Origin of the sequence: Pristimantibacillus sp. PTI5, from assembly GCF_048572955.1 — a bacterium.
Taxonomy (GTDB): domain Bacteria; phylum Bacillota; class Bacilli; order Paenibacillales; family Paenibacillaceae; genus Pristimantibacillus.
In genome coordinates this window covers 432138-454145 of record NZ_CP183886.1, presented here as the reverse complement: position 1 = coordinate 454145, position 22008 = coordinate 432138, and the positions used below count along the sequence as shown (strand labels likewise).

At 51.5% G+C, this 22008-nt stretch carries 17 protein-coding genes; 14 read left to right on the top strand and 3 right to left on the bottom strand.

The window, feature by feature from the left end; all coding sequences use genetic code 11:
* The first annotated feature begins 83 nt into the window (after positions 1-83).
* The 10 genes from ACN6MW_RS02395 to ACN6MW_RS02350 all read left to right on the top strand — a co-directional run bounded on the left by ACN6MW_RS02395 (position 84) and on the right by ACN6MW_RS02350 (position 12849).
* Positions 84-1874 (top strand): L-fucose isomerase, encoded by a 1791-nt coding sequence (locus ACN6MW_RS02395; RefSeq protein ID WP_419874056.1) that lies wholly within the window; start codon positions 84-86, stop codon positions 1872-1874.
* A gap of 15 nt (positions 1875-1889) precedes the next feature.
* Positions 1890-2549 carry a class II aldolase/adducin family protein gene (locus ACN6MW_RS02390; RefSeq protein WP_076266723.1) on the top strand — a complete coding sequence of 220 codons (660 nt, stop codon included), beginning with the start codon at positions 1890-1892 and terminating at the stop codon, positions 2547-2549.
* Between the two features lie 51 nt (positions 2550-2600).
* Entirely contained in the window at positions 2601-4103 is a 1503-nt protein-coding gene (locus tag ACN6MW_RS02385; protein ID WP_419874055.1) for a rhamnulokinase, read from the top strand.
* 40 nt (positions 4104-4143) lie between these two features.
* Positions 4144-4578, top strand: a complete 435-nt coding sequence (gene fucU / locus ACN6MW_RS02380; RefSeq protein ID WP_419874054.1) for an L-fucose mutarotase — start codon at positions 4144-4146, stop codon at positions 4576-4578.
* A gap of 218 nt (positions 4579-4796) precedes the next feature.
* On the top strand, positions 4797-5774 hold the full coding sequence (locus ACN6MW_RS02375; RefSeq protein ID WP_419874053.1) for a substrate-binding domain-containing protein: 978 nt from the start codon (positions 4797-4799) through the stop codon (positions 5772-5774).
* Positions 5771-7222 carry a sensor histidine kinase gene (locus tag ACN6MW_RS02370; protein WP_419874052.1) on the top strand — a complete coding sequence of 484 codons (1452 nt, stop codon included), beginning with the start codon at positions 5771-5773 and terminating at the stop codon, positions 7220-7222. The genes ACN6MW_RS02375 and ACN6MW_RS02370 overlap by 4 nt, the downstream gene beginning before the upstream one ends.
* Positions 7215-8756, top strand: coding sequence for a response regulator (locus ACN6MW_RS02365; protein ID WP_419874051.1), 1542 nt, complete (start codon positions 7215-7217; stop codon positions 8754-8756). Before ACN6MW_RS02370 ends, ACN6MW_RS02365 begins: the two co-directional genes overlap by 8 nt.
* A gap of 139 nt (positions 8757-8895) precedes the next feature.
* Positions 8896-10014, top strand: coding sequence for a D-xylose ABC transporter substrate-binding protein (gene xylF, locus ACN6MW_RS02360; protein ID WP_419874050.1), 1119 nt, complete (start codon positions 8896-8898; stop codon positions 10012-10014).
* 136 nt (positions 10015-10150) lie between these two features.
* Positions 10151-11674, top strand: coding sequence for a xylose ABC transporter ATP-binding protein (locus ACN6MW_RS02355; protein WP_419874049.1), 1524 nt, complete (start codon positions 10151-10153; stop codon positions 11672-11674).
* Positions 11675-11676: 2 nt separating this feature from the next.
* A complete protein-coding gene (locus ACN6MW_RS02350; protein WP_419876249.1) occupies positions 11677-12849 on the top strand; it encodes a sugar ABC transporter permease in 1173 nt (390 codons plus the stop codon).
* A 19-nt stretch (positions 12850-12868) separates the two neighbouring features.
* Here the strand turns inward: ACN6MW_RS02350 and ACN6MW_RS02345 are convergent, their stop codons facing one another.
* Positions 12869-13735, bottom strand: coding sequence for a helix-turn-helix transcriptional regulator (locus ACN6MW_RS02345; protein WP_419874048.1), 867 nt, complete (start codon positions 13733-13735; stop codon positions 12869-12871).
* Positions 13736-13924: 189 nt separating this feature from the next.
* Here ACN6MW_RS02345 and ACN6MW_RS02340 point away from each other — a divergent pair, with 189 nt between their 5' ends.
* Complete coding sequence (locus tag ACN6MW_RS02340; RefSeq protein WP_419874047.1) at positions 13925-15814, top strand: beta-L-arabinofuranosidase domain-containing protein; 1890 nt, start codon at positions 13925-13927, stop codon at positions 15812-15814.
* 81 nt (positions 15815-15895) lie between these two features.
* Here ACN6MW_RS02340 and ACN6MW_RS02335 read toward each other — a convergent pair whose 3' ends face one another.
* Complete coding sequence (locus ACN6MW_RS02335) at positions 15896-16816, bottom strand: DUF4358 domain-containing protein (RefSeq protein WP_419874046.1); 921 nt, start codon at positions 16814-16816, stop codon at positions 15896-15898.
* A gap of 125 nt (positions 16817-16941) precedes the next feature.
* Complete coding sequence (locus ACN6MW_RS02330; RefSeq protein WP_419874045.1) at positions 16942-17826, bottom strand: AraC family transcriptional regulator; 885 nt, start codon at positions 17824-17826, stop codon at positions 16942-16944.
* A 125-nt stretch (positions 17827-17951) separates the two neighbouring features.
* Here ACN6MW_RS02330 and ACN6MW_RS02325 point away from each other — a divergent pair, with 125 nt between their 5' ends.
* The 3 genes from ACN6MW_RS02325 to ACN6MW_RS02315 all read left to right on the top strand — a co-directional run bounded on the left by ACN6MW_RS02325 (position 17952) and on the right by ACN6MW_RS02315 (position 21977).
* Positions 17952-18839 (top strand): sugar phosphate isomerase/epimerase family protein, encoded by an 888-nt coding sequence (locus tag ACN6MW_RS02325; protein ID WP_419874044.1) that lies wholly within the window; start codon positions 17952-17954, stop codon positions 18837-18839.
* 31 nt (positions 18840-18870) lie between these two features.
* Positions 18871-19923, top strand: coding sequence for a Gfo/Idh/MocA family protein (locus tag ACN6MW_RS02320; RefSeq protein ID WP_419874043.1), 1053 nt, complete (start codon positions 18871-18873; stop codon positions 19921-19923).
* Positions 19924-20261: 338 nt separating this feature from the next.
* Complete coding sequence (locus tag ACN6MW_RS02315) at positions 20262-21977, top strand: cellulase family glycosylhydrolase (protein WP_419874042.1); 1716 nt, start codon at positions 20262-20264, stop codon at positions 21975-21977.
* Positions 21978-22008 lie beyond the last annotated feature (31 nt).

Here is a 22008-nt window from a genome sequence, read left to right as displayed (position 1 = left end):
AAAAATCATAGTTGACAGCAAGCTTTAATCTTGTTATTTTGAGGTTATCGATAACATTATTTTAACCTAATGGAGGTTTTATTATGACGGATACAAGCACTCGTTTTCAATCAGGGTTTCCTAAAATTGGCATACGACCGACGATCGACGGCAGACGGAAAGGCGTTCGCGAATCATTAGAGGAGCAAACGATGAACATGGCAATCGCCACGGCAAAGCTTTTATCGGAGAATTTGCGTTATCCAAACGGCGAACCGGTAGAGTGCGTTATCGCCGACACTTGCATCGGCGGGGTGTCCGAGGCTGCGGCTTGCGCAGATAAATTCGTCAAAGCCGGTGTAGGGGTATCGATAACGGTAACGCCATGCTGGTGCTACGGCACGGAAACGATGGATATGGATCCATCCATTCCAAAGGCGGTTTGGGGCTTTAACGGAACGGAACGTCCAGGTGCCGTATATCTGGCTGCCGTATTGTCCGGTTACGCCCAAAAAGGTCTTCCTGCTTTCGGTATCTACGGAGAGCATGTACAAGATTCAGGCGATACATCCATTCCGTTCGATGTGAAAGACAAGCTGATCGGCTTCGCGAGAGCAGGTCTTGCGGTTGCATACATGCGCGGCAAATCCTACTTGTCGATGGGCTCGGTTTCCATGGGGATTGCCGGATCGATCGTTAATGACGCGTTCTTCCAGGAGTATCTGGGCATGCGCACGGAATATATCGACATGAGTGAATTCGTTCGCCGTATGGAAGAAGGCATATTCGATGGCGAGGAATTCGAGAAAGCGCTTACGTGGGTGAAAGAAAACTGCATCGAAGGCCCGGACAATAATCCTGCCGAGCTTCAAACCTCGAGAGAGCAGAAGGATAAGGACTGGGAAACGGTTGTAAAAATGACCCAAATCGCGCGTGACCTCATGGTCGGCAATCCAAGGCTTGACGAGCTTGGCTTCGGGGAGGAAGCAAACGGTCATAATGCGATCGTGGCGGGCTTCCAAGGCCAGCGGCAATGGACGGATCATTTTCCGAACGGCGATTTCATGGAAACGCTGCTGAATTCCTCTTACGATTGGAACGGTATCCGCGCGCCTTACATGGTAGCGACGGAAAATGACAGCTTGAACGGCGTGGTAATGCTGTTTGGTTACTTGTTGACGAATACGGCTCAAATTTTCGCTGACGTCCGCACTTATTGGAGCCCGGAATCGGTCGAGCGCGTAACCGGCCACAAGCTGGCTGGCGCAGCGGAAAACGGAATTCTTCATTTGATTAATTCGGGCTCCGCGACGATGGACGGAACAGGCGAGCAAACGAAGGATGGCCAGCCGGCGATGAAGCCTTTCTGGGAAATTTCCGAAGACGAAGCGCAAAAATGCCTCAATGCGACGTCGTGGCGTCCGGCTTCCGTCGAATACTTCCGCGGCGGCGGCTATTCATCCGATTACTTGACGCGCGGCGGCATGCCGCTGACGATGTCCCGGATCAACCTTGTCAAAGGAATCGGTCCTGTTCTTCAAATCGCCGAAGGTTATTCGGTTGATTTGCCGCAGGATGTGCATGACACGCTGGATAACCGTACGGACCCTACATGGCCGACGACTTGGTTTGCTCCGACGCTGACAGGCGAGGGCGCATTTCACTCTGTCTATGAAGTAATGGACAACTGGGGAGCAAATCATGGCTCCATAAGCTACGGACATATTGGAGCAGACTTGATCACGCTCGCTTCGATGCTTCGGATTCCGGTCAATATGCATAACGTTCCGGAAGAACGTATTTTCCGTCCTAGAGCATGGGGATTGTTCGGCACCGCTAATGCGGAGAGCTCGGATTATCGCGCTTGCCAGAACTTCGGACCTATTTATAAATAAATTGGAGGTTTTACAATGAGCAGCACGGACATTCGCAACGAGCTTTGCAAATATGCGCGAAAGACGGTCACGAACAAATTGGTGGTCGGCCCAGGCGGAAATATCAGTGCTAAATTCGAAGGTAAAATGTACCTTTCCCCAAGCGGCTTTGCGCTTGACGAGGTAGAGCCGCATCAATGGGTAGAGGTGGATATCGAAACGGGTGAAATTACGGATATCGGGCTGCGTCCGTCTTCCGAGGTGCTGATGCATCTTTATGCTTACCGGGCTAATCCGGATATCGGCGCCATCGTTCATACGCATCCGCCGTATTGCATCGCTTTTACGCTGGTGGAGCAGGAGCTTCCGATTATGTTCCCGGATCAAGCGGCGCTGGTCGGCAAAACGGTTTATGTTCCCTATGTGCTCCCTACGACGGATAAGCTGGCGGATGCTTATGTGGCCAAAGTAAACGAAGCGAGCTCGGTGCTGCTTGGCAACCACGGCCTTGTTACTTCGGGACGCAATTTGCGCGAGGCTTATTACCGGACCGAGGTTGTGGAGGAGAGCACCAAAATCTACTTGATAGCGAAAGCGATCCGTGAGCCGAAAGTGCTGACGAAGGAAGAATTCGAGGAAATCGCGTCGCTCGAGAGCGAAGCGTACCGCATAGAATTGCTGCAAAAGATGAAGTAGGCGTTTTTCGACGATTAGCGGCAAGAGCCTATGGGAAGGGAGGATCTAAGCATGGCGAAGCCTGCTACGGTGCTTGCTTTTGACCTCGGCGCCAGCAGCGGCAGGGCATTAATCGGAGAGCTGGTGCCGGATGAGGCAAGCGGGCAAAAACAGTTGAAGGTAACAGAGATTCATCGCTTTCCCAATCAGCCGGTTGCGGTGCAGGGACATTTGCACTGGGATATCCTGCGTCTGCTGCAGGAGCTGAAAACAGGCATCCGCAAAGCATTCCAGCTCGGCTACGAGCCGCAGACGTTCGGCATTGATACTTGGGGCGTGGATTTCGGATTGCTTGACGCGAACGGGGAGCTGCTCGGTAATCCCTATCATTACCGTGATTCACAAACGGAAGGTATCGTTGAGGAGCTTAACGCGCTCATAGGAAAAGACCGCTTGTACGAGGAAGGCGGCTTGCAGTTTATGCCTTTTAACACGGTGAATCAGCTGTATGCCATGCAGAAGGCGGGATCGCCAAAGCTTGCGGCAGCCAGCACGCTGCTGCTTACGCCGGATTTGCTAGCCTATTTTCTGACCGGGGAAAAAATATGCGAGTTTACGATGGCGACGACGACGCAGCTCTACCAGCCAAAGGAACAGCAGTGGAACAAGGCTTTAATGGAGCAGCTTGGTATTCCAAGCAAGCTGTTCCTCGAGCCGACTCCTCCCGGGACGCGGTTCGGCCGCTTAACCGATGAGGTGTGCGCGGAGCTGGATGTTCCGCCAATGGAAGCGGTCGCGGTCGGCACCCATGATACCGAGTCCGCGGCCGCAGCCGTACCTGCAAGCGGCGATTCGTCGTTTGCTTATCTCGTATGCGGCACCTGGTCACTCCTAGGTACGGAACTTGCGAGTCCGCTGGTCACACCGGAAGCGCAAGCGCTCGATTTCTCCAATGAGGGCGGAGTCGGCGGAACCTACCAACTCCTGAAAAACATTATGGGGCTGTGGATTTTGCAGGAATGCAAACGGGAATGGGATGAGCAGGGCCTGACATTATCCTTTGCCGATATCGTCGCTCAGGCTGAAGGAGCCGTACCGTTTCGCAGCCTTATTTACCCCGATGACGCATCCTTTTATGCGCCGTCCGGCATGATTGGCCGAATTCAAGCTTATTGCGGGGCAACCTTGCAGCCGGTTCCCCAGTCAGTGGGAGAAATTGCGCGCTGTATCTTGGAAAGCCTTGCGCTTAGGTATCGTCAGGCACTTACCCAAATGGAGGCCTTGACGAAGCAGTCGTTCCTCGGGCTGCATATGGTAGGCGGCGGCATTCAGAATGAGCTGCTCTGCCGATTTACCGCCAGTGCGATTGGCCGCCCCGTTTGGACGGGACCTGTTGAAGCGAGCGCAGTCGGCAATATGCTGATGCAGCTGGTTGCGCTTGGCCAGTGCGACGGGCTAGCGGAAGCGCGCCGCCTGGTGGCTGACTCGTTCCAGATCGAAGAATACATCCCGGTTCAAGCGGACGAGTGGAATATAGCGGTCGGAACCTTCGAGCGTCTAAGCGAGAAACAATAAAAAACCGCCTAAGAACATGTGCTGAAAGGAAGATCCCCTTATGCTGATAGGCATATCGAAACTGATTTCTCCAGAGCTGCTTAAGGTGCTTAGCGAGATGGGGCACAGCGATGAAATCGTTATAGCGGACGGCAACTTTCCCGGTGCCAGCCACGCGCAGCGGCTGATCCGCGCGGACGGCCATTCTATTCCCGAGCTGCTTGACGGCATTTTGAAGCTGTTTCCGCTCGATCAATATGTGGAAAAACCAGCCGCGCTAATGCAGGTGGTGCCAGGGGATACGGTACAAACGCCGATCTGGGAGCAGTATCGCACCATAATTGAAGAGCGAACAGGCTTGACGGAGCCATTTGAGCAGGTGGAACGCTTTGCTTTTTATGAAAGGGCGAAAAAAGCGTACGCCGTTATTGCGACAGGGGAAAGCGCGCTTTATGCCAACTTGATTTTGAAAAAGGGCGTTATTGCAGAGAGCTAGCCAGGTCTGGGAATAGATTTACGTAAGCAAAGAGCTGCCATTACGGTTAAAAACCGAGGCAGCTTTTTTGCGTTCGCATTCCTGTAAGAATGTTAACGCCGGGCAGATCTTAACCTTTTGGCTCTGCCCGTAGACAGCGAGCGCAGCATTGATTATGATTTGGATATGAAAACGCTATCACAAAATATTCCTATTTTGTTGGCAGGAGGCAAAGGAGTTTGCGCAAATCGATTATCGTTAGTTTATTTGCAGGCTGTTTAGTGATTTTATTTTTTACGTTGACCTCGATGATTAAGGTATTCTCCTCCGACTTGAATGAGCCCGTGATGACGGCAGAACTACATAACAGCTACAGGCTCGTCCTGATTACGCAAGAGCTGGACACCCCTTTTTGGGCAAAGGTGGAGCAGGGAGCGAGGAAAGCGGCCGGGCAGTACGGGGCAAGCTTGGAGGTATGGGGTACATACGGGTCAAACCGGGATGATTTCCTGAAAAATATGGAGGTTGCGATTGCCTCTAAAGTCGACGGAATCATCGTGCAAGGGCTGGATACGGACGAATTTAAGGAATTAACGAAGGTGAAGGCAGCGAGCAGCGGAATTCCGATAATTACCGTCGCCAATGACGTACCGATGAACGAGAGCTTGCGCCGCACTTACGTGGGCTCCGATCATTTGGAGGCCGGCCGTATGATCGCAAGGCAGCTTGTGTCGGATATGGGCTTTGCAGGAAAGGTAGTGCTGATGGTGTCCGATCGTCAGGAGGATTTTCAACGCTCCCGTTTGACAGGAATTCTCGATGTGCTTAGGCCGTACGCCAAAATAGAGACCAAGATCGTAGCGGCAGGCGATTCGCGCGAGGACGTGGCGGCTGCGACGAACGAGCTGCTCAATGAAGAGCCGGATGCGGATGCATTTATTGCCGTATCGGCAAAGCATGCAGGGTCTATCATACAGGAAATTAGCAAACGGATGCAGGTAGGCGGCTTTTATATTTATTCCTTCGATGATTCGCCTGAGACGCTTACGCTGATGCAGCAAGGCCAGATCGATGCCTTGATCGCCCAATCCCCGGAGACGATGGGCGAGAAAAGCGTTGCTTATATGGTTAAGTGGCTGACCGGCGAGCAGGTTCCGCTAAACCCTGACGGTTATTTTACGGATATACGGGTATTAAGGGCGGAGGATGCACAGTGAACAGCATTCAGCGGAAAATTTTGACGATGTCGCTAATCTTATTGTTTATTATGGTGACCATTTGGATGGTGCTTACTTACTATAATCAAAAAACGCAGGAGCAGTACAACGATATCTTGCAGCGTTATTTAAGGATGAATGAGGTGACGGACCGCAGCCACCAAACGATTATTTCATTAAATGATTATTTGCAGAAGCCTTCGGCGCTCAAACTGGCCAAGCTTAATCAGAACAAGGAAAGCATGATGATGGCAAAGCTGCAAACGGTGAGCCTGCGCAATCAGGACAATGCTTTTACGCTCGCAAGCTATGTTAATATGATTGACAGCCTGGTGGCCTCTGCTGATCTGTCGGTTATGTATCTGGAGCAAGGCAGCGCGGAGTTATCTGCCGAGAAATTCGAGGAAGCTGCCCGTATCGATAAGTATATCGCCGAGACGACGATTACGCTGATCGACAAAGAAGTGCGGACCTACGATGCGTTCTACCGCGGTATTATCGAGCAGAGTACGGAACTTAAGCGGCTGGGCATATGGCTGCTCTCCTTCATTACGATTATCATGCTCCTATTTACTTATTGGTTTTCGCTCAGCATAACAAAGCCGATCCAGAAGCTGACGATCGCCGCCAAGGAGCTGTCACGGGGACGCTTCGATAAACAAATAGAGATATACTCCAACGACGAAATCTCCTTCCTCGCCAAAACCTTTGACCGCATGCGCGTGAATATCAACAATTTAATCTCAGAGATTCAGCAGAAGGCACAGCTCGAAAGCGAACTGCAGCAGAGCAAGCTGCTCCTTAAGGAGAGTCAGCTGATCAGCCTGCAAAGCCAAATCAACCCTCACTTCTTATTTAACACCTTAGATACCCTCTCCAAAAAAGCATACCTGGAAGGCTCGGAGGAAACGAGTGATCTTATCGCGAATGTAGCGGGACTGCTGCGTTATAACCTCCGCCGCTTGGATCGTTCCGTTACGCTTGCGGAAGAGCTTTCCGTCGCAATGAAATACATAGAAATTCAAAGTGCCCGTTTTACGGACCGGCTCCGCTTCTTGCTGGAGGTGGATGAGCGCTGTCTGTCGGCATGCCTTCCGTGCCTCACCCTTCAGCCGATCATCGAGAACGCAGTCATACATGCTGTCGAGCCGCTGGAGGATGGTGGTACCATTGCGCTTCGCATATATGAGAAGGACAATCGCGCGATGATTGAAATTGAGGATGACGGCGCCGGCATGTCGGCAGAGAAGGCAAACCATATTTTGACGGAAGGCGGAAACGCGGACGGGACCGGACATTCCACGGGCATCGGCTTCAGCAACGTTGTCAAACGGCTTCGGCTGTTTGTGGGCGATGATGACGTAATCGATATCGTAAGCGCAGCGGATTGCGGAACGAAGGTAACGATCAAAATACCGATGACAGGGAGCGCAGCAAAGCATGCTTAAACTATTAATCGTGGATGATGAGCAGATTGAGCGGGAAGGGCTGCAGGCGATTTTGAACAAAGGCTTCCCAACCTGTCAATTTTCGGAGGCAAGAAACGGAGCCAAGGCGATTGAGACAGCTGCAGAGTGGCAGCCTGATCTCGTGTTGATGGATATTAAGATGCCAGGCATAAACGGGCTTGAGGCCATTGAGCGCATTGCAGCGCTGCTGCCCATGACCAAATTTATTATGGTGACGGCTTACGACACATTCGAATATGCGCAGCAAGCGCTTAAGCTGGGGGTAAAAGACTATGTGCTTAAACCCAGCAAGGCGAGCGAAATCATCGGCATCGTTGGAAAAGTGATCGAGGACATCTGTCTTGAAAAAACGATTGCCGCACAGCAGCGGGAGGAGAAGGCAGCACTGCGGAAAGTGATGCCTCTTGTGGAAGCCGATGTCGTCACGCAGCTTCTATTCGACCGTGTCCATGATGTCCATATCAGCGATATGCTGCAGCTTCTTGGAGGCGAGCTGACGAGCGAAGCGTTTATTTTGCTCGTCATGCTGTCTGGCGAATCGCAAGCGGAAGCGATGTATGCCGCGGTTAAAGGGAAGATCCGCCAAACGGAGAGCGGCTGGGTCGGCGCGATGTCCGGGAGGCAAATTCCGATTATTGTTTTTCGCGAAGCCGGAAAAACCTATCGTTCCCAAGCTTATTCCGTTGTACAGCAGCTTCTCATGCTCCGGCAGCGAGAGCCGGGGGGAGAACTGCGCATCGGGATCGGGGGACCCTATACCGGGCTTGACAATGTAAAGCTGTCTTATCAAGAGGCTATGCTTGCGTCGGCGCAAATGGGGCCGTCAGCGAAGCATCGTTTTTACGGTGAGGCCGAGGCCGACCGCCCGTCGTCAAGCGACAAACAAGGCAAAGAATCCGAAAAACAATTTATCGAACATATACGCCAAGGTAAGTGGGGGACGGTAAGAGAAGCGGTCATGGCGCTGCTTGCCAGACATGATCGGCAGCAAACCCCGCTTACGCGCTCGGCGCAGGAGATTTTGGAACGATTATGGATGATAGCCCGCGTAGCCGGGGAGATGGGGATAGAGGTAGAGAAGCCGTTATTTTCCTTCCAAGTCACGCAGTATGAACAGCTTAGGGCAGAAACGGAAGGGCTGTTAGGCAAGCTTATTTCCTTTATCGCAGCTTATCAAAGCAGCGTGCAGCCGGATGCTGCCCGGCAAATGAAACAGTATATCATTGAAAATTCGGAAAAGGATATTACGCTGGAAGGAATGGCGCTGCGAATCGGTCTGAGCCCTTTTTACATGAGCAAAATGTTCAAGGACCATGAAGGCATCAATTATATTGATTTTCTGACGGAATGCCGAATCGAGAAGGCTAAGAAGCTGATGGCGGACCCCGAGCGCAGCTTAAAGGAAATTACGTTCGAGATTGGCTATAACGATCCCAATTATTTCAGCAAGGTATTCAAAAAGGTTTGCGGCGCAACACCGTCCGAATACCGCAAAGCGATTTTCGGACACTGAAACGTATGGATCCTGCCATCTTAAAAAAGTACAGACGATGGCAAAAGAGTGCTGGAAGAACAGCGCCCTCGTCTTCCGGCACCGTGCTATATTTGTAAATGTAAGCAGTTACATTTTGGAAAATGAGGGAGCGAAGAAAATGGGGAAAAGGTTTACAAGAGGCGGGGCAGTATCGTTTGTATTGGCTTTGGTGCTCGTTTTGACGGCTTGCTCAAGCGGAAACGGCAGCAGCAGCGGAAATGAAGGCGCCAAGTCGAACAATACAGAATCGACAGCCGAAGCAAACGACGTTAAAGCAAACGACGTTAAAGCAGGCGATGACAAGTTAGTCATCGGCTTCTCTCTCGATACGCTGCAGGAAGAACGCTGGCAGCGCGACCGCGATTTGTTCATCGCCGCGGCAGAAGCGCTTGGCGCAGAGGTTGAGGTTCAGGCAGCCAACAGCGACGATGCGAAACAAATCTCGCAAGCAGAGAATCTCATCAGCCAAGGGGTGGATGTGCTGGTCGTGGTTCCGCATAATGCGGAAGCGACGGCTGCCATCGTGGAAAAAGCCCACGCTGCCGGCATTAAAGTGCTTGCTTATGATCGATTAATTAAAAATTCGGATTTGGATCTGTACATTTCCTTCGACAATGAGAAAGTGGGCGAAATGCAAGCGGAGGCGATCGTTAAGCTGGCGCCAAAAGGCAAATTCGTTTATATCGGCGGCTCTGAGACGGATAACAATGCGCATTTATTCAAGAAAGGCGCCTTTAATATTTTGCAGCCGCTCATCGACAGCGGTGACATTGAGGTTGTGTTTGACCAATGGACGAAGGATTGGAACCCGGCGAACGCGCTGGCGAATATGGAAAACGCGCTCACTGCGAACGATAACAAAATCGATGCGGTTGTGGCTGCCAATGACGGTACAGCAGGCGGTGTCATTCAAGCGCTTGCCGCGCAGGGGCTATCTGGAAAAATACCGGTATCCGGCCAAGATGCCGAGCTCGCGGCAGCGCAGCGGATCGTGGAAGGCACACAGACGATGACTGTTTATAAACCGATTAAGGATTTGGCGGAAAAAGCGGCTGAACTGGCAGTGAAGCTGGCCAAAGGCGAGAATGTCGGCGCTGACAAATCGGTCAACAACGGGAAAATCGATGTGCCATCCGTGCTGCTTGATCCAAAAGCGGTCGATAAAACGAATATAGACGCAACGGTTATCGCAGACGGCTTCCATTCCGAGGAAGATGTATACAAAAACGTGAAGTAGCAGCAATTGGGCAAAGAGGGGGAAGAAGCGATGGGGTGCCATGACGCTCTTCCCCTTTTTGTTTTTTTGGAAGCAGTGATCAGTTTCAATTAGGCGGCAGCAGCCGTAAACGCTTGACTAAGGAGGGGTTCATGAGATGACGGCGGCATTAGAGATGCGCAATATCACGAAGCAGTTTCCAGGCGTTAAAGCGCTGAATGATGTTACTTTTTCGGTGAAAAAGGGCGAGGTGCATGCGCTCTGCGGCGAGAACGGAGCCGGCAAATCAACCTTGATGAAGGTGCTCAGCGGATTATACCCGCATGGCACTTATGAAGGCCAAATTCTAATCAACGGGGAAGAAAGACGCTTCATGAAAATAAAGGATGCGGAAGAAGCAGGCATTGCCATCATCTATCAGGAGCTTGCTCTGGTCAAGGATCTGTCAATAGGCGAGAATTTGTTCCTCGGCAAGGAGCCGGCTGTCTTCGGGATTATTAATTGGGAGCGGGTATTCAAGGAGAGCGAAAAATGGCTGAAGGAGGTCGGTCTGGAGGACGTTTCTCCAGAGCAATTGATCGGCGGGCTTGGCATCGGCAAGCAGCAGCAGATCGAAATTGCCAAGGCGCTGTCCAAGAAGGCGAATATTCTTATCTTAGACGAGCCGACCGCCGCTTTGACAGAGCAAGAGGTTGATATATTGCTCCAAATCCTGCAGGAGTTCAAGAAACGCGGCGTCACCTGCATTTATATCTCTCATAAGCTAAACGAAGTTTTTGCCGTAGCCGACACGGTCACGGTGCTGCGCGACGGACAATCGGTCGGAACTTACAGCATCTCGGATATTAATGAGGACAAGGTGATTTCGCTTATGGTCGGACGGGAGCTCAAGGAGCGATTCCCGCGGATGGAAGCAAAGCCGGGCGAGGTCGTGCTGAGGGTGAAGGATTATACAGTCATGAATCCGGAACGGCAGGGCAAGAAGGTGATCGACAATCTCAGCTTCGAGGTTCGCAAAGGGGAAATACTGGGCATAGCCGGTTTGATGGGAGCGGGGCGCACGGAGCTGGTGATGAGCTTATTCGGATCGTACGCGGGCCAAAGCTATGGAACGGTTGAAATGGAAGGCAAACCGGTGAAGCTTAAAAACACCCAGCAAGCGATAAAAGCAGGCCTGGCGCTCGTATCGGAGGACCGGAAAAAATACGGGCTCGTGCTGGGGATGGACGTGAAAAGCAATGTGAGCCTTGCGAGCCTTGGTTCGATATCCGCAAGCGGCATTCTTCGCCATAATGAGGAAATTGCGGCTGGCAACCAGTATTTACGTTCTCTCCGGGTAAAAGCAAATTCGGTTGAGACGATCGTCGGAACGTTAAGCGGCGGCAATCAACAGAAGGTCGTCATCGGCAAATGGCTGATGACTGCCCCTAAGCTTCTTATCCTGGATGAGCCGACACGGGGAATCGATGTGGGAGCGAAATTTGAAATTTATACGATCATGAACGATTTAATCAAACAAGGCGTAGCCATCATTATGGTTTCGTCGGAGCTGCCGGAGCTGCTTGGGATGAGCCACCGAATTATTGTGATTGCCGAAGGCAGGCAAACCGGGGAGTTTCTGGCGGAAGAAGCAACGCAAGAACTGATTATGACCGCCGCAACGGGAGGAAAAGGAAGATGAGCATGAATCAAGAAACCGTATTCAGTCCAAGCAAAACGAAACAGCGTCCGAATTGGTTTAAATTCGATGCGCGCGCTTATACGATGATTGGAGCCTTAATATCCATTTGGGTTTTGTTTTCGCTGCTGCATGACCGTTTTTTATCGCCGACGAATATTTCGAATTTATTTTTGCAAATGTCGGTGACCTCCATTTTGGCGATTGGAATGGTCCTGGTCATCGTTGCGGGCCAAATTGACCTATCGGTAGGTTCGTTGGTCGGCTTGACGGGCGGGATCGCCGCGATCCTAAATGTCTGGTACGAGTGGAATACGATACCGGTTATTCTAGCTACGCTAGCCATTGGCGCTGCTATCGGATTCATACAGGGGTGGATTATTGCATACCGGGCGGTGCCGGCCTTTATCGTCACCTTAGGCGGAATGCTTATCTTCCGCGGCATTTTGTTCGGAACGACCGGCAGCGTTACGATTGCGCCGCTGACGCCTTCCGTGAAAGCGATCGGACAATCGTATGTAGGAGACCTAATCGGCTGGATTTTCGGAATCGCGGCATTGGCGGTTGCCGGCTATATGGTTATGCGCAAGCGGACAGCAAGAGCCAAATTCGGATTCGATGTCGAGCCATTTGCGGTAAGCATTCTCCGTTTAGGCGTGATCGGCGCCCTTGTCATCGGCTTTGTATATTTAATGAACAGCTATAAGGGCATCCCGGTTCCCTTTGTGATGGTTATTGTTCTCTCGCTCATTTTTACCTTCATTGCGAAAAATACGACGTTTGGCCGGCAGGTCTATGCGATTGGCGGAAACCCGGAAGCAGCGCGTCTATCCGGAATCAACATTAAGCGGCGAATCCTGCTTGTGTTTGTGCTGTGCAATACTTTAGCGGCGATTGCCGCGCTTGTGCTGACGGCAAGACTGAATGCGGCAACGATGAGCGCCGGTCAAAACTATGAGCTTGATGCTATCGCAGCCTGCGTAATTGGCGGCACGAGTTTGATGGGAGGCACAGGCACCATAGCGGGAGCCATAATCGGTGCGCTCGTCATGGCAAGCCTGGATAACGGCATGAGCTTAATGAATTTGGAATCCTTTTGGCAGTATATCGTCAAAGGTGGAATTCTGATTCTTGCGGTGTACGTCGATATTTATACGCGGCAGCGGAAGAAGGTCTAGCTTTCGGGTGGTTAAGGCTTTATTCCGGTTTCTTGCTGCGGTACTGCATCCGAAACGCTTTTGGCTTGGTATTCGTGTGCTTGGTAAAGCACCGGACGAAATAGGGAAAGGAGCCAAAGCCCGTGTCCTCGGCTATTTTGCCAACCGGCTCATCCGTATGGATGAGAAGACGCTTGGCCTGTTCGATCCGATGGCTTGTTAAATATTCGAGAGGCGTGCAGCCGAACGTTTTTTTCATGCAAATGGCAATATAGTTGGGGTGAAAATGGAGTTCCTCCGCCATCTGCTTATATTTGAGCGGGTCTTGATAATGCCGGCGCAGGTACAAAGCCGCGGCTTCGGCAATTTGAAGCTGCGGACTGTCGGCAGCAGCTCCGCTTTCCTCCTGAAGCTGCTGAAGCAGCTCGTGAAAAAGCTGCTGCTGCTTCCAGCGCGAATGAGCGGAGGGCTGCTCGCGCAGCCGGTGCAGCTCGCGCATTTGGGCCTCAATGGCTTGCGGCGATTGCAGGGACCGGTGCCTTGGAAGATGAAACGGAAAATATTCAATATGGGCATAAGGCTGGCTTTGTCTAGCTAATGCAAAAGGTAGTTTTTCTTGCGATTCGCTCCATTCCCCGACCGTCTGAAAGTGAAGCCAGTAAAAATGGGTTTCCTCGCTGCACGGCATCGTTGATCGGTGGGAACGGTCGGGACGCAAAATCGCGAATTGGCCAGCCGAAATAGGGAGCGGTATTTCTTCTTCCTCCATATATAAACAGCCCCTAGTGACGAATATGAGATCGAAGACACCGATGCGGGAACGATCGGCATGCTTGCCTTGTACCGGGTAGGTATCTTCGCCCCCATCAATGTAATGAGGCATAGGCGGACAAATGAATTGGAACATTCCCCTTCGCTCCTTGCTGCAAGTTATTGGGATAATCATAAGCGATTATTGTATTATGCGCAAAGCTATCGATTAAGTTTGATGTTGTGATTAGATAAAAAGTAGTTGGGATCAGCTATCCAAGCAAGCCCTTTCCGCATGTTATAGTCGGGTAGTAAACATCTCGGCAAAGGGAGTGAAGAATGAAGGATGAGTAAATTACATGAAGCATTTAAAGCGCTGCCGTTAGGGAGCATTAAGGCTGAAGGCTGGCTGTACAATCAGCTTCGGATACAAGCAGACGGATTATCAGGCCATTTGGAGGAGCACTGGGAAGACGTGGGGCCTAATAACGGCTGGATCGGCGGAAATGGCGAGAGCTGGGAGCGCGGACCTTATTATGTGGACGGGCTGCTGCCGCTAGCCTATATACTGGGCGACGAGAAGCTTATTGCCAAAGCGAACCGATGGGTAGAATGGTCGCTCGCAAGCCAGCAGGAGAACGGTTCATTTGGTCCGGCCCGCATCGAAACGGTAAACAATGACGTCGATAAGCAGCATGACTGGTGGCATTTCATGATTATGCTGAAGGTGATGACGCAGTTTGAAGAGGCGACGGGAGACGAAAGAATTGTCCCGTTTCTGAGCAAATTTCTTGGATATGTACGCGCTACAATCGAAGAAATACCGCTGAGCGGGTGGGCGAAGTCGCGCGGATCAGAAATGCTGCTATGTATTCTGTGGGTGTACAAAAAAACGGGTGACAACGAGCTGCTGAAACTGGCCGATATCGTTGCGGGCCAGACATTAGATTGGACGGATATCTTTCATGATTTCCCTTTCTGGCGAAAGGTTGAACAATGGGATTGGCGGACCCATGTGGTAAACGTGGCAATGGGAATCAAAACGCCCGGCATACTTTATGAGTTATTCGGAGAAGAGCTTCAGCGCGATGCGGTCCATCGCGGTATCGACAGCCTGATGACCTATCACGGTCAGGCGCATGGCATGTTCTCCGGCGATGAATGGTTGTCAGGCACGCATCCGAGCCAAGGCGTCGAGCTTTGCGCGGTGGTGGAGTACATGTATTCCATGGAACAGCTGACCCGGATTTTTGGCGAAGGGCGCTTCGGTGATATTTTGGAAAAGGTGGCATTTAACGCGCTGCCGGCAACGATTTCCAAGGACTGGTCCTCTCATCAATATGATCAGCAGGTGAACCAAATGATGTGCAACGTAGCACCAAGAAATTGGAGCAACGGCGCAGACGCGAATTTGTTTGGCTTAGAGCCTAACTTTGGGTGCTGTACGGCAAATATGCATCAAGGCTGGCCGAAGCTGGTTTCGCATCTATGGATGACGGATGCAAGCGGCGGCCTGGCGGCTGTATCCTATGCGCCTTGCCATGTGAAAACGCATGTTGCGGGCGGGGATGCAATCGAGGTTCGCGTAAGCGGTGAGTATCCATTCCGGGATTCGGTTTCGATTGCGCTTAGCTTGGATCGGGCTGCGACGTTCGGCATTTCACTGCGTGTGCCGGAGTGGTGCGCTGAGCCTAGCTTGCTTGTGAACGGCGAAAGGGTCGTGCTGGAGCCGATGAATGGTTATGCAAAAATTGAGCGCGAATGGAATAGCGGCGATAAGCTGCTGCTCCAGCTGCCGATGGAGGTTCGCACCGTTTCCCGCAATCTATACGCGATAAGCGTTGAACGCGGACCGCTTGTGTATGCTTTGCCAATCGCGGAAAATTGGCAGCTGCTGCGTGAGCGCGAAAGGTTCCATGATTGGGAGGTTTATCCGGCCTCTGCATGGAAATACGGCTTGCTGGCTGATACGGACTTCGAGGTTACCGTGAGCAGCGAAGCCATTCCTTATCAGCCTTTCGATGCATCCGCCGCACCGGTTCGCCTGAAAGCGAGAGGCAAGCTGGTGAGCGACTGGCGAATGGAAGGCAATAATGCAGGTACGCCGCCGCTCAACCCGAACACCGAGGGGCAGCCGACGAAGGAGCTTGAGCTGGTCCCTTACGGAAGCGCAAAGCTGCGTATCGGCGAATTTCCGCTGCTTGGTCAGCGAAAGCCGGTTGCAAGGCATCCGTAAGCAGCCGTCATCCTTGCATCATTAAACCAAGAGACTCCTTAGAGCCCAAAGGCTGTAAGGAGTCTTTTTTGAAAGGACGCTCTATTCTTTTTTAAAGAAGCCATTAAAGATTTCTGCTGATTTTTTCTGATCAGGCGTTATCGAGAAAAGGACAAAGTTTCCGTTCCGGATAATCTGGTAGTTTTGTGCTTGCTCATATTGATCCTCCAGATAGGATTCGAACGTTTTCTTCGCCGTTTCGGCGCGCTTCTCGAAAGCTGCTTTGACGTCTTCGTAGTCTTGATCCGTTTTCAGCTGCACAACCGAAAATTCACCGGCTTGGATTACCATCTTGGGTTGATAAAAAATGCCGTCGACCAGCTGTTTTTCCGTGTCGATGCCATAGGTCTCCTTGATCTGATCGCCCTCTACGGGTTTGAGAGGTCCAAGTCCGGCATCGGTTGTTAATATGGCCGTGATATCGGCAACCGTAAATTCCGCGGACGGGTTCTCCGGATCAGGCTTAGTCATCGGCTTTGGCGTAGGCGACGGAGTCGCCATCGTGAGAGGTGACGGTTTAGGCGTTGCTGTCGGCTTCACGCTTGGCTTCACCGTAGGAGCCGCTGTAGCTGAGGCTGGCTTCTTGGTCGGCTCTGCTGTAGGTGACGGCTTTGGCGAAGCAGCAGGTTTTTTCGTTGGCTTCGCAGTCGCTTCCGGTTTCTCGTACGTTTCAATTGAAGGCTTCTCGGTGGCAGCCGGCTTAGCCGCAGCTGCGGATTCCGTCGGAGCCGGCGAGGCTGCTGCTTCTTCCGTCACAGCCGGCGTAGGCAAAACGGCAGCATCGGGTTCTTCAGTTGGAGCGGTCTCATGCGGCTCGTCCGATTCACCGGCTGTAGGAGATATATTTACGGAGCTATCGTTATTTTCCGGTTGGTTGCCTGCATTGCTGCAGCTAGCCGAGATGACTGCTGCGGCTACAGCCAATAAAGCAATGGATAAATATTTCTTTTTTACCATGAACATCAGATTAACCCCATTTAAACGTCGTTATTAAATCTAGACGCTAGAAGAGGGACAAAAGTTGCTATTTTGACGATTTGCGACATTTTTCCATGCGATAGACATTAGGCAATCACTGTATTATGCTGCTATTTCCGTGCCTGTGACGGCGTCATTCCTTTATATTGCTTATACAGCTTCGTAAAATAATTCGGATTCTCACACCCGACCTTTGCGGCGATTTCGGTTATCGTATCGTTGCTCTCGCGAAGCAGGCGCTCGGCCTCATTCATCCGGCTGACGTTTACATATTCAACGAACGTACGTCCAGTCAGCTTTTTGAACAGCTTGCAGAAATGGTAAGGATTCAAGCTGACCTGCTTCGCAGCTTGCTCGATCGATATTTTCTCGCAAAAATCGGATTCGATCCGCTGGAGCAGCCGTTTAAACCGGTCACGGTTGACGAAGTAGGGCTCGGCCGGTTTGCCAGCAAGCTGCCGCTCGAGAAAGGTGCGGGAGAGCAGCGTAAATAAAGCATGCAGCTTAGACTTTACGACAAGCTGATAAGCGGGCGGCTTTGCCGCGAGCTCGGCCACCGCTTCATCGAGCAAAGGAAAATAGCGCCGGCAGCTTTCCTCTTGTTCGGCCGGCTTGACTGGAAAATGAAGACGGCCCTCCAGATAAGGGGCAACAAACTGCGCATGCACGGGATCATGCACCCAATCATTGAAGAGGGAGGCGTTCAGGACGACGCAATCATAATAAATATGCCCATAGCCTAGGGCATAGCCGACATGCAGTCCGCCGCCAGGGATGATAATGACATCGCCTTCATTGACAACGTATGGCCTGCTGTCGATATGAAACAACGCGCTGCCCTGCCGCATGACGATAATTTCGAAATGCTCATGCCAATGCAGATAGAGGATGCAGTCATTGGGCTTGACATCATGGCAGTGATTTTGAAACAGCTGGATCGGATAGCTTTTGTGCTCCAAACGGGTATTTTCCCACAGTTCCTTAGGATAGGACATCTCCTGTTCACCACCACAAGATTAGACTAGTATTGCGCAAGATTGTATAGAGTAATCTGCTAAACTCCTAGCTATAATGGAGTTGTTACGAATACTATAAGCCAATATTGGAGTGATATACAACAGTGGAAAACAAATTGCGAATCGGAACATTAGTAGGCGGGGGCAACGCGGATCATGTCATTCCGCAAATTGTAAAGCATGGCTTCGAATCCTTTAATCTAACGTTCTGGCAAACGACGGGCAAGACGGATTTGGTTGAAATGGCGAAGCGGGTTAGAGCGCTGGCGGATGAACATGATTTTGTCGTTCCAGCTGTAAGCGTATTCGGTAATCCGCTGACAGGCGCGGGCGATAATGCCGATACGCTTGCAAGCTGGGAGCGCCTTATCGATCATGCCCATTTATTCGGAGCCGATATTGTATCCGGTTTCACGGGGCGCATAACGAACCGGTCGATCGATGAATCGATTCCGAAGTTCAAGGAAGTTTTCGGCGAACTGACGCGCAGAGCAGCGGACAAAGGCGTGCGGATTGCTTTTGAAAATTGCGACATGGGCGGTACCTGGCAAACGGGCGATTGGAATATCGCGCACAACCCGACCGCTTGGGAGCTTATGTTTAACGCCGTGCCGGAAGACAATATCGGCTTGGAATGGGAGCCATGCCATCAGATGGTGAGCTTGATTGAGCCCATTCCGCAGCTTCGCAAATGGGTGAATAAAGTATTCCACGTGCACGGCAAGGATGCAACCATTGCATGGGACATTGTTAGAGAGCATGGCGTCCATGGCAAGCAGCAATTTGTATGGCATCGAACGCCGGGCTTTGGCGATACGAACTGGACGGATATTATTTCTATTTTGAGACAAAACGGCTATAAAGGCACGATCGATATTGAAGGCTGGCATGATCCCGTTTATAAGGGCGAGCTGGAAATGACCGGGCAGGTGCATGCATTGAATTATTTGAAGCGCTGCCGCGGCGGCGATTTTGTTCCAAATCCCGTTTAATAATCCAGAGTGAACGCGAGGAGAGATTAGGATGACAATCAAGCATCGGGTCGTCGTCGCCGGCTGCGGCGGCATGGCAAATACATGGGTGGAATACGCCAAGCAAAGAACAGATACGGAAATCGTCGGGCTCGTGGATATCAAAATGGAATTTGCGCAAGCCATGGCTGACCGCCAGCAGCTTGCCTGTCCCGTCTTTACCGACATAAATCAAGCAATCGCGGAGACGGGTGCCACATTGGTGTTTGATGTTACCATTCCAGCAAGCCACTATACGATAAGCAAAGCTGCTTTAGAGGGAGGCTGCCATTTGTTTGGCGAGAAGCCGCTTGCCGAAACGATGAATGACTGCAACGAAATCGTTCAGTTATCGAACGGGCTGGGCAGGACGCATGCAGTCATGCAAAACCGCAGGTTCGATCCGCGTATTCGCGCTTTCCGCCAGTTGCTCTCGGAGGGCGTAATCGGTAAGCCAGGATTTATAGGCGCGGATTTTTTTATAGGCGCCCATTTCGGCGGCTTCCGCGACGCAATGGATAGTCCTCTGCTTCTCGACATGTCGATTCATACGTTTGACCAAGCAAGATATATTGTGGGAGCAAATCCGGTATCGGTTTACTGCCATGAGTTTAATCCTCCCGGCTCCTGGTACGAAGGCAATGCCATGGCGATCTGTATCTTCGAAATGTCCGACGGGTCCGTGTTTAATTACCGCGGATCCTGGTGCGCGGAAGGCGTACTTACCTCATGGGAAGCATCATGGCGGGTAACCGGCGAGCACGGCACTGCGATTTGGGACGGGCATGGAAATCCCTACGCGGAGATCGTTGCGGCCGGTGATCAGACCGGAAAGTTTATCAGGGACTACGAGAGAGTAGAAACCCAGCTTCCTGATATGGTTAACACCGGGCATAAAGGCTGCCTGGACGATATGTTTGCTTCGTTAGAGGAAGGCCGTAAGCCGGAAACCGACTGCAGCGACAATATTTTTAGCATGGCGATGGTCCTCGCTTCGGTTGAGAGCGCCAATACCGGCCGCAAGGTGCAGATTTCCGATTTCATGGATGCAGCGGCACTGAAGTAACGGCAGCCGCAGAGAATTGTTTTAGATAGGATTAGCAGAGAGTATCTCCAAAGCGGCAAAGCCGCGGGGGATACTTTCTTTTTTTTGGAGAGATGAGAGTTTTTCAATTTTCAAGACTAACTAAATACGTAATCTACTCTAATAACTGCCGCCATCCTGTAATTTCCATCTGATTTTTTCTCTGATTGTTAGGGTTTTTCCAAAAAATATGACATGGTACAATCATCCCTGTATCCTGTTTATGATAACGCTTTCATGAAAGGGGTGGAGCTTCTACCTGTTCGTCATGCACGGCATTTTGTTTCGGAACCAAAACCTGGAGGAGGTAATTTTATTATATGCATTCATCCAAAAAGCTCATTAGCATCATCATGTCGGTAACGCTTTTGTTAGCTATGATCCTACCATCCGCGAGCGCAGCCTCGCAAGAAGGGCCCGCGATCGCCATTCCGAAGAGCAAGATCCAATCCTACGTCGAAGCTATGCAGCCAGGCTGGAATCTCGGCAATACGTTTGACGCGACAGGCGTCGACGAGACATCCTGGGGCAATCCGCGCGTGACGAAGCAGCTCATTAAGCATATCGCTTCGCAAGGCTACAAGAGCATTCGCATTCCGATAACGTGGGATCACCGGATGGGCGAAGCACCGGACTACACGATCGATCCGGCATTCCTGGACCGCGTTGAAGAGGTCGTTGACTGGTCTCTTGACGCCGGCTTGTACGTCATGATCAACCTGCATCACGACTCTTGGCTGTGGGTTAACCGTATGGGCAGCGAACATGATGTTGTTCTGGCCCGATATAACGCAGCCTGGACGCAGATCGCCGAAAGGTTCAAAAACGAATCGAAGAAGCTTTCGTTCGAGAGCATCAACGAGCCTCGCTTCTCTGACGGCTGGGGTGGAAACGGCGAAGATAACTTCGCGATGCTGCATGAATTGAATGCATCCTTCCATGAGATTGTACGTGCTTCCGGCGGCAACAACTCCGAGCGTCCGCTCGTACTGCCGACGCTTGAGACGAACGCGAACCAGGACCGGCTCGACGCGCTGGTAGATACGTTTGCCGGGCTGAACGACCCGAACCTGATTGCCACCGTTCACTATTATGGATTTTGGCCATTCAGCGTCAATATCGCCGGCTTCACGCGCTTCAATGAAGAAACAAAAAATGACATCGTCCAAACATTCGACCGCGTCTATACTACATTAGTGGCTAAGGGCATCCCCGTTATTCTGGGTGAATACGGATTGCTTGGCTTCGACAAAAACACGGGTACGATCGAACAAGGCGAAAAGCTTAAATTTTTCGAGTACTTGCTTCATTACATCCAAGAAAGAGGCATTACCCATATGCTGTGGGACAATGGACAGCATCTTGACCGCAGCCAGCTGAAATGGAACGATCCGCAGCTGCACGGCATGCTTAAAGCGAGTTGGAAGGGCCGCTCTGCAACCGCGGAAACCGACTTGATTTATTTGGCCAAGGGCGAGAAGACGCAGGATGCCGTCATTAAGCTCGAATTGAACGGTAATCGCCTGACGGCTCTTCGCCATAATGGCAAGACGCTGCGCAAAGGCACGGACTATTCCGTAGAAGGCGATATCCTGACCGTGAAGGCGAGCTTACTCTCCAAGCTGACGGCATCAGGCGCATACGGCGAAAACGCGGAGCTTACAGCGGACTTCAACAAGGGCGAGGACTGGATGTTTGATGTCATCGTCTATTCTACGCCAGAGCTGCAGAATACAGCCGGAACGACAAGCGACTTCTCGATCCCGACAGCGTTCAATGGCGACCGGCTTGCCACGATGGAAGCTGTTTACGCTGCAGGAGGCAACGCGGGTCCGCAGAACTGGACATCCTTCAAGGAATTTGCGTATGCTTTCTCGCCGTCGTACGACACGAATGAGATTAAGCTCACGCAAAACTTCTTCAACGAAGTGAATGACGGCGAAGTTGTGCTGACCTTCCACTTTTGGAGCGGAAAAATCGTCGAATATACGGTTACGAAGACGGGAACGACCATCGTCGGAGCCGTCGCCGAATAATCAATGGAAGCCAACCGATTGTCCGGTTGGC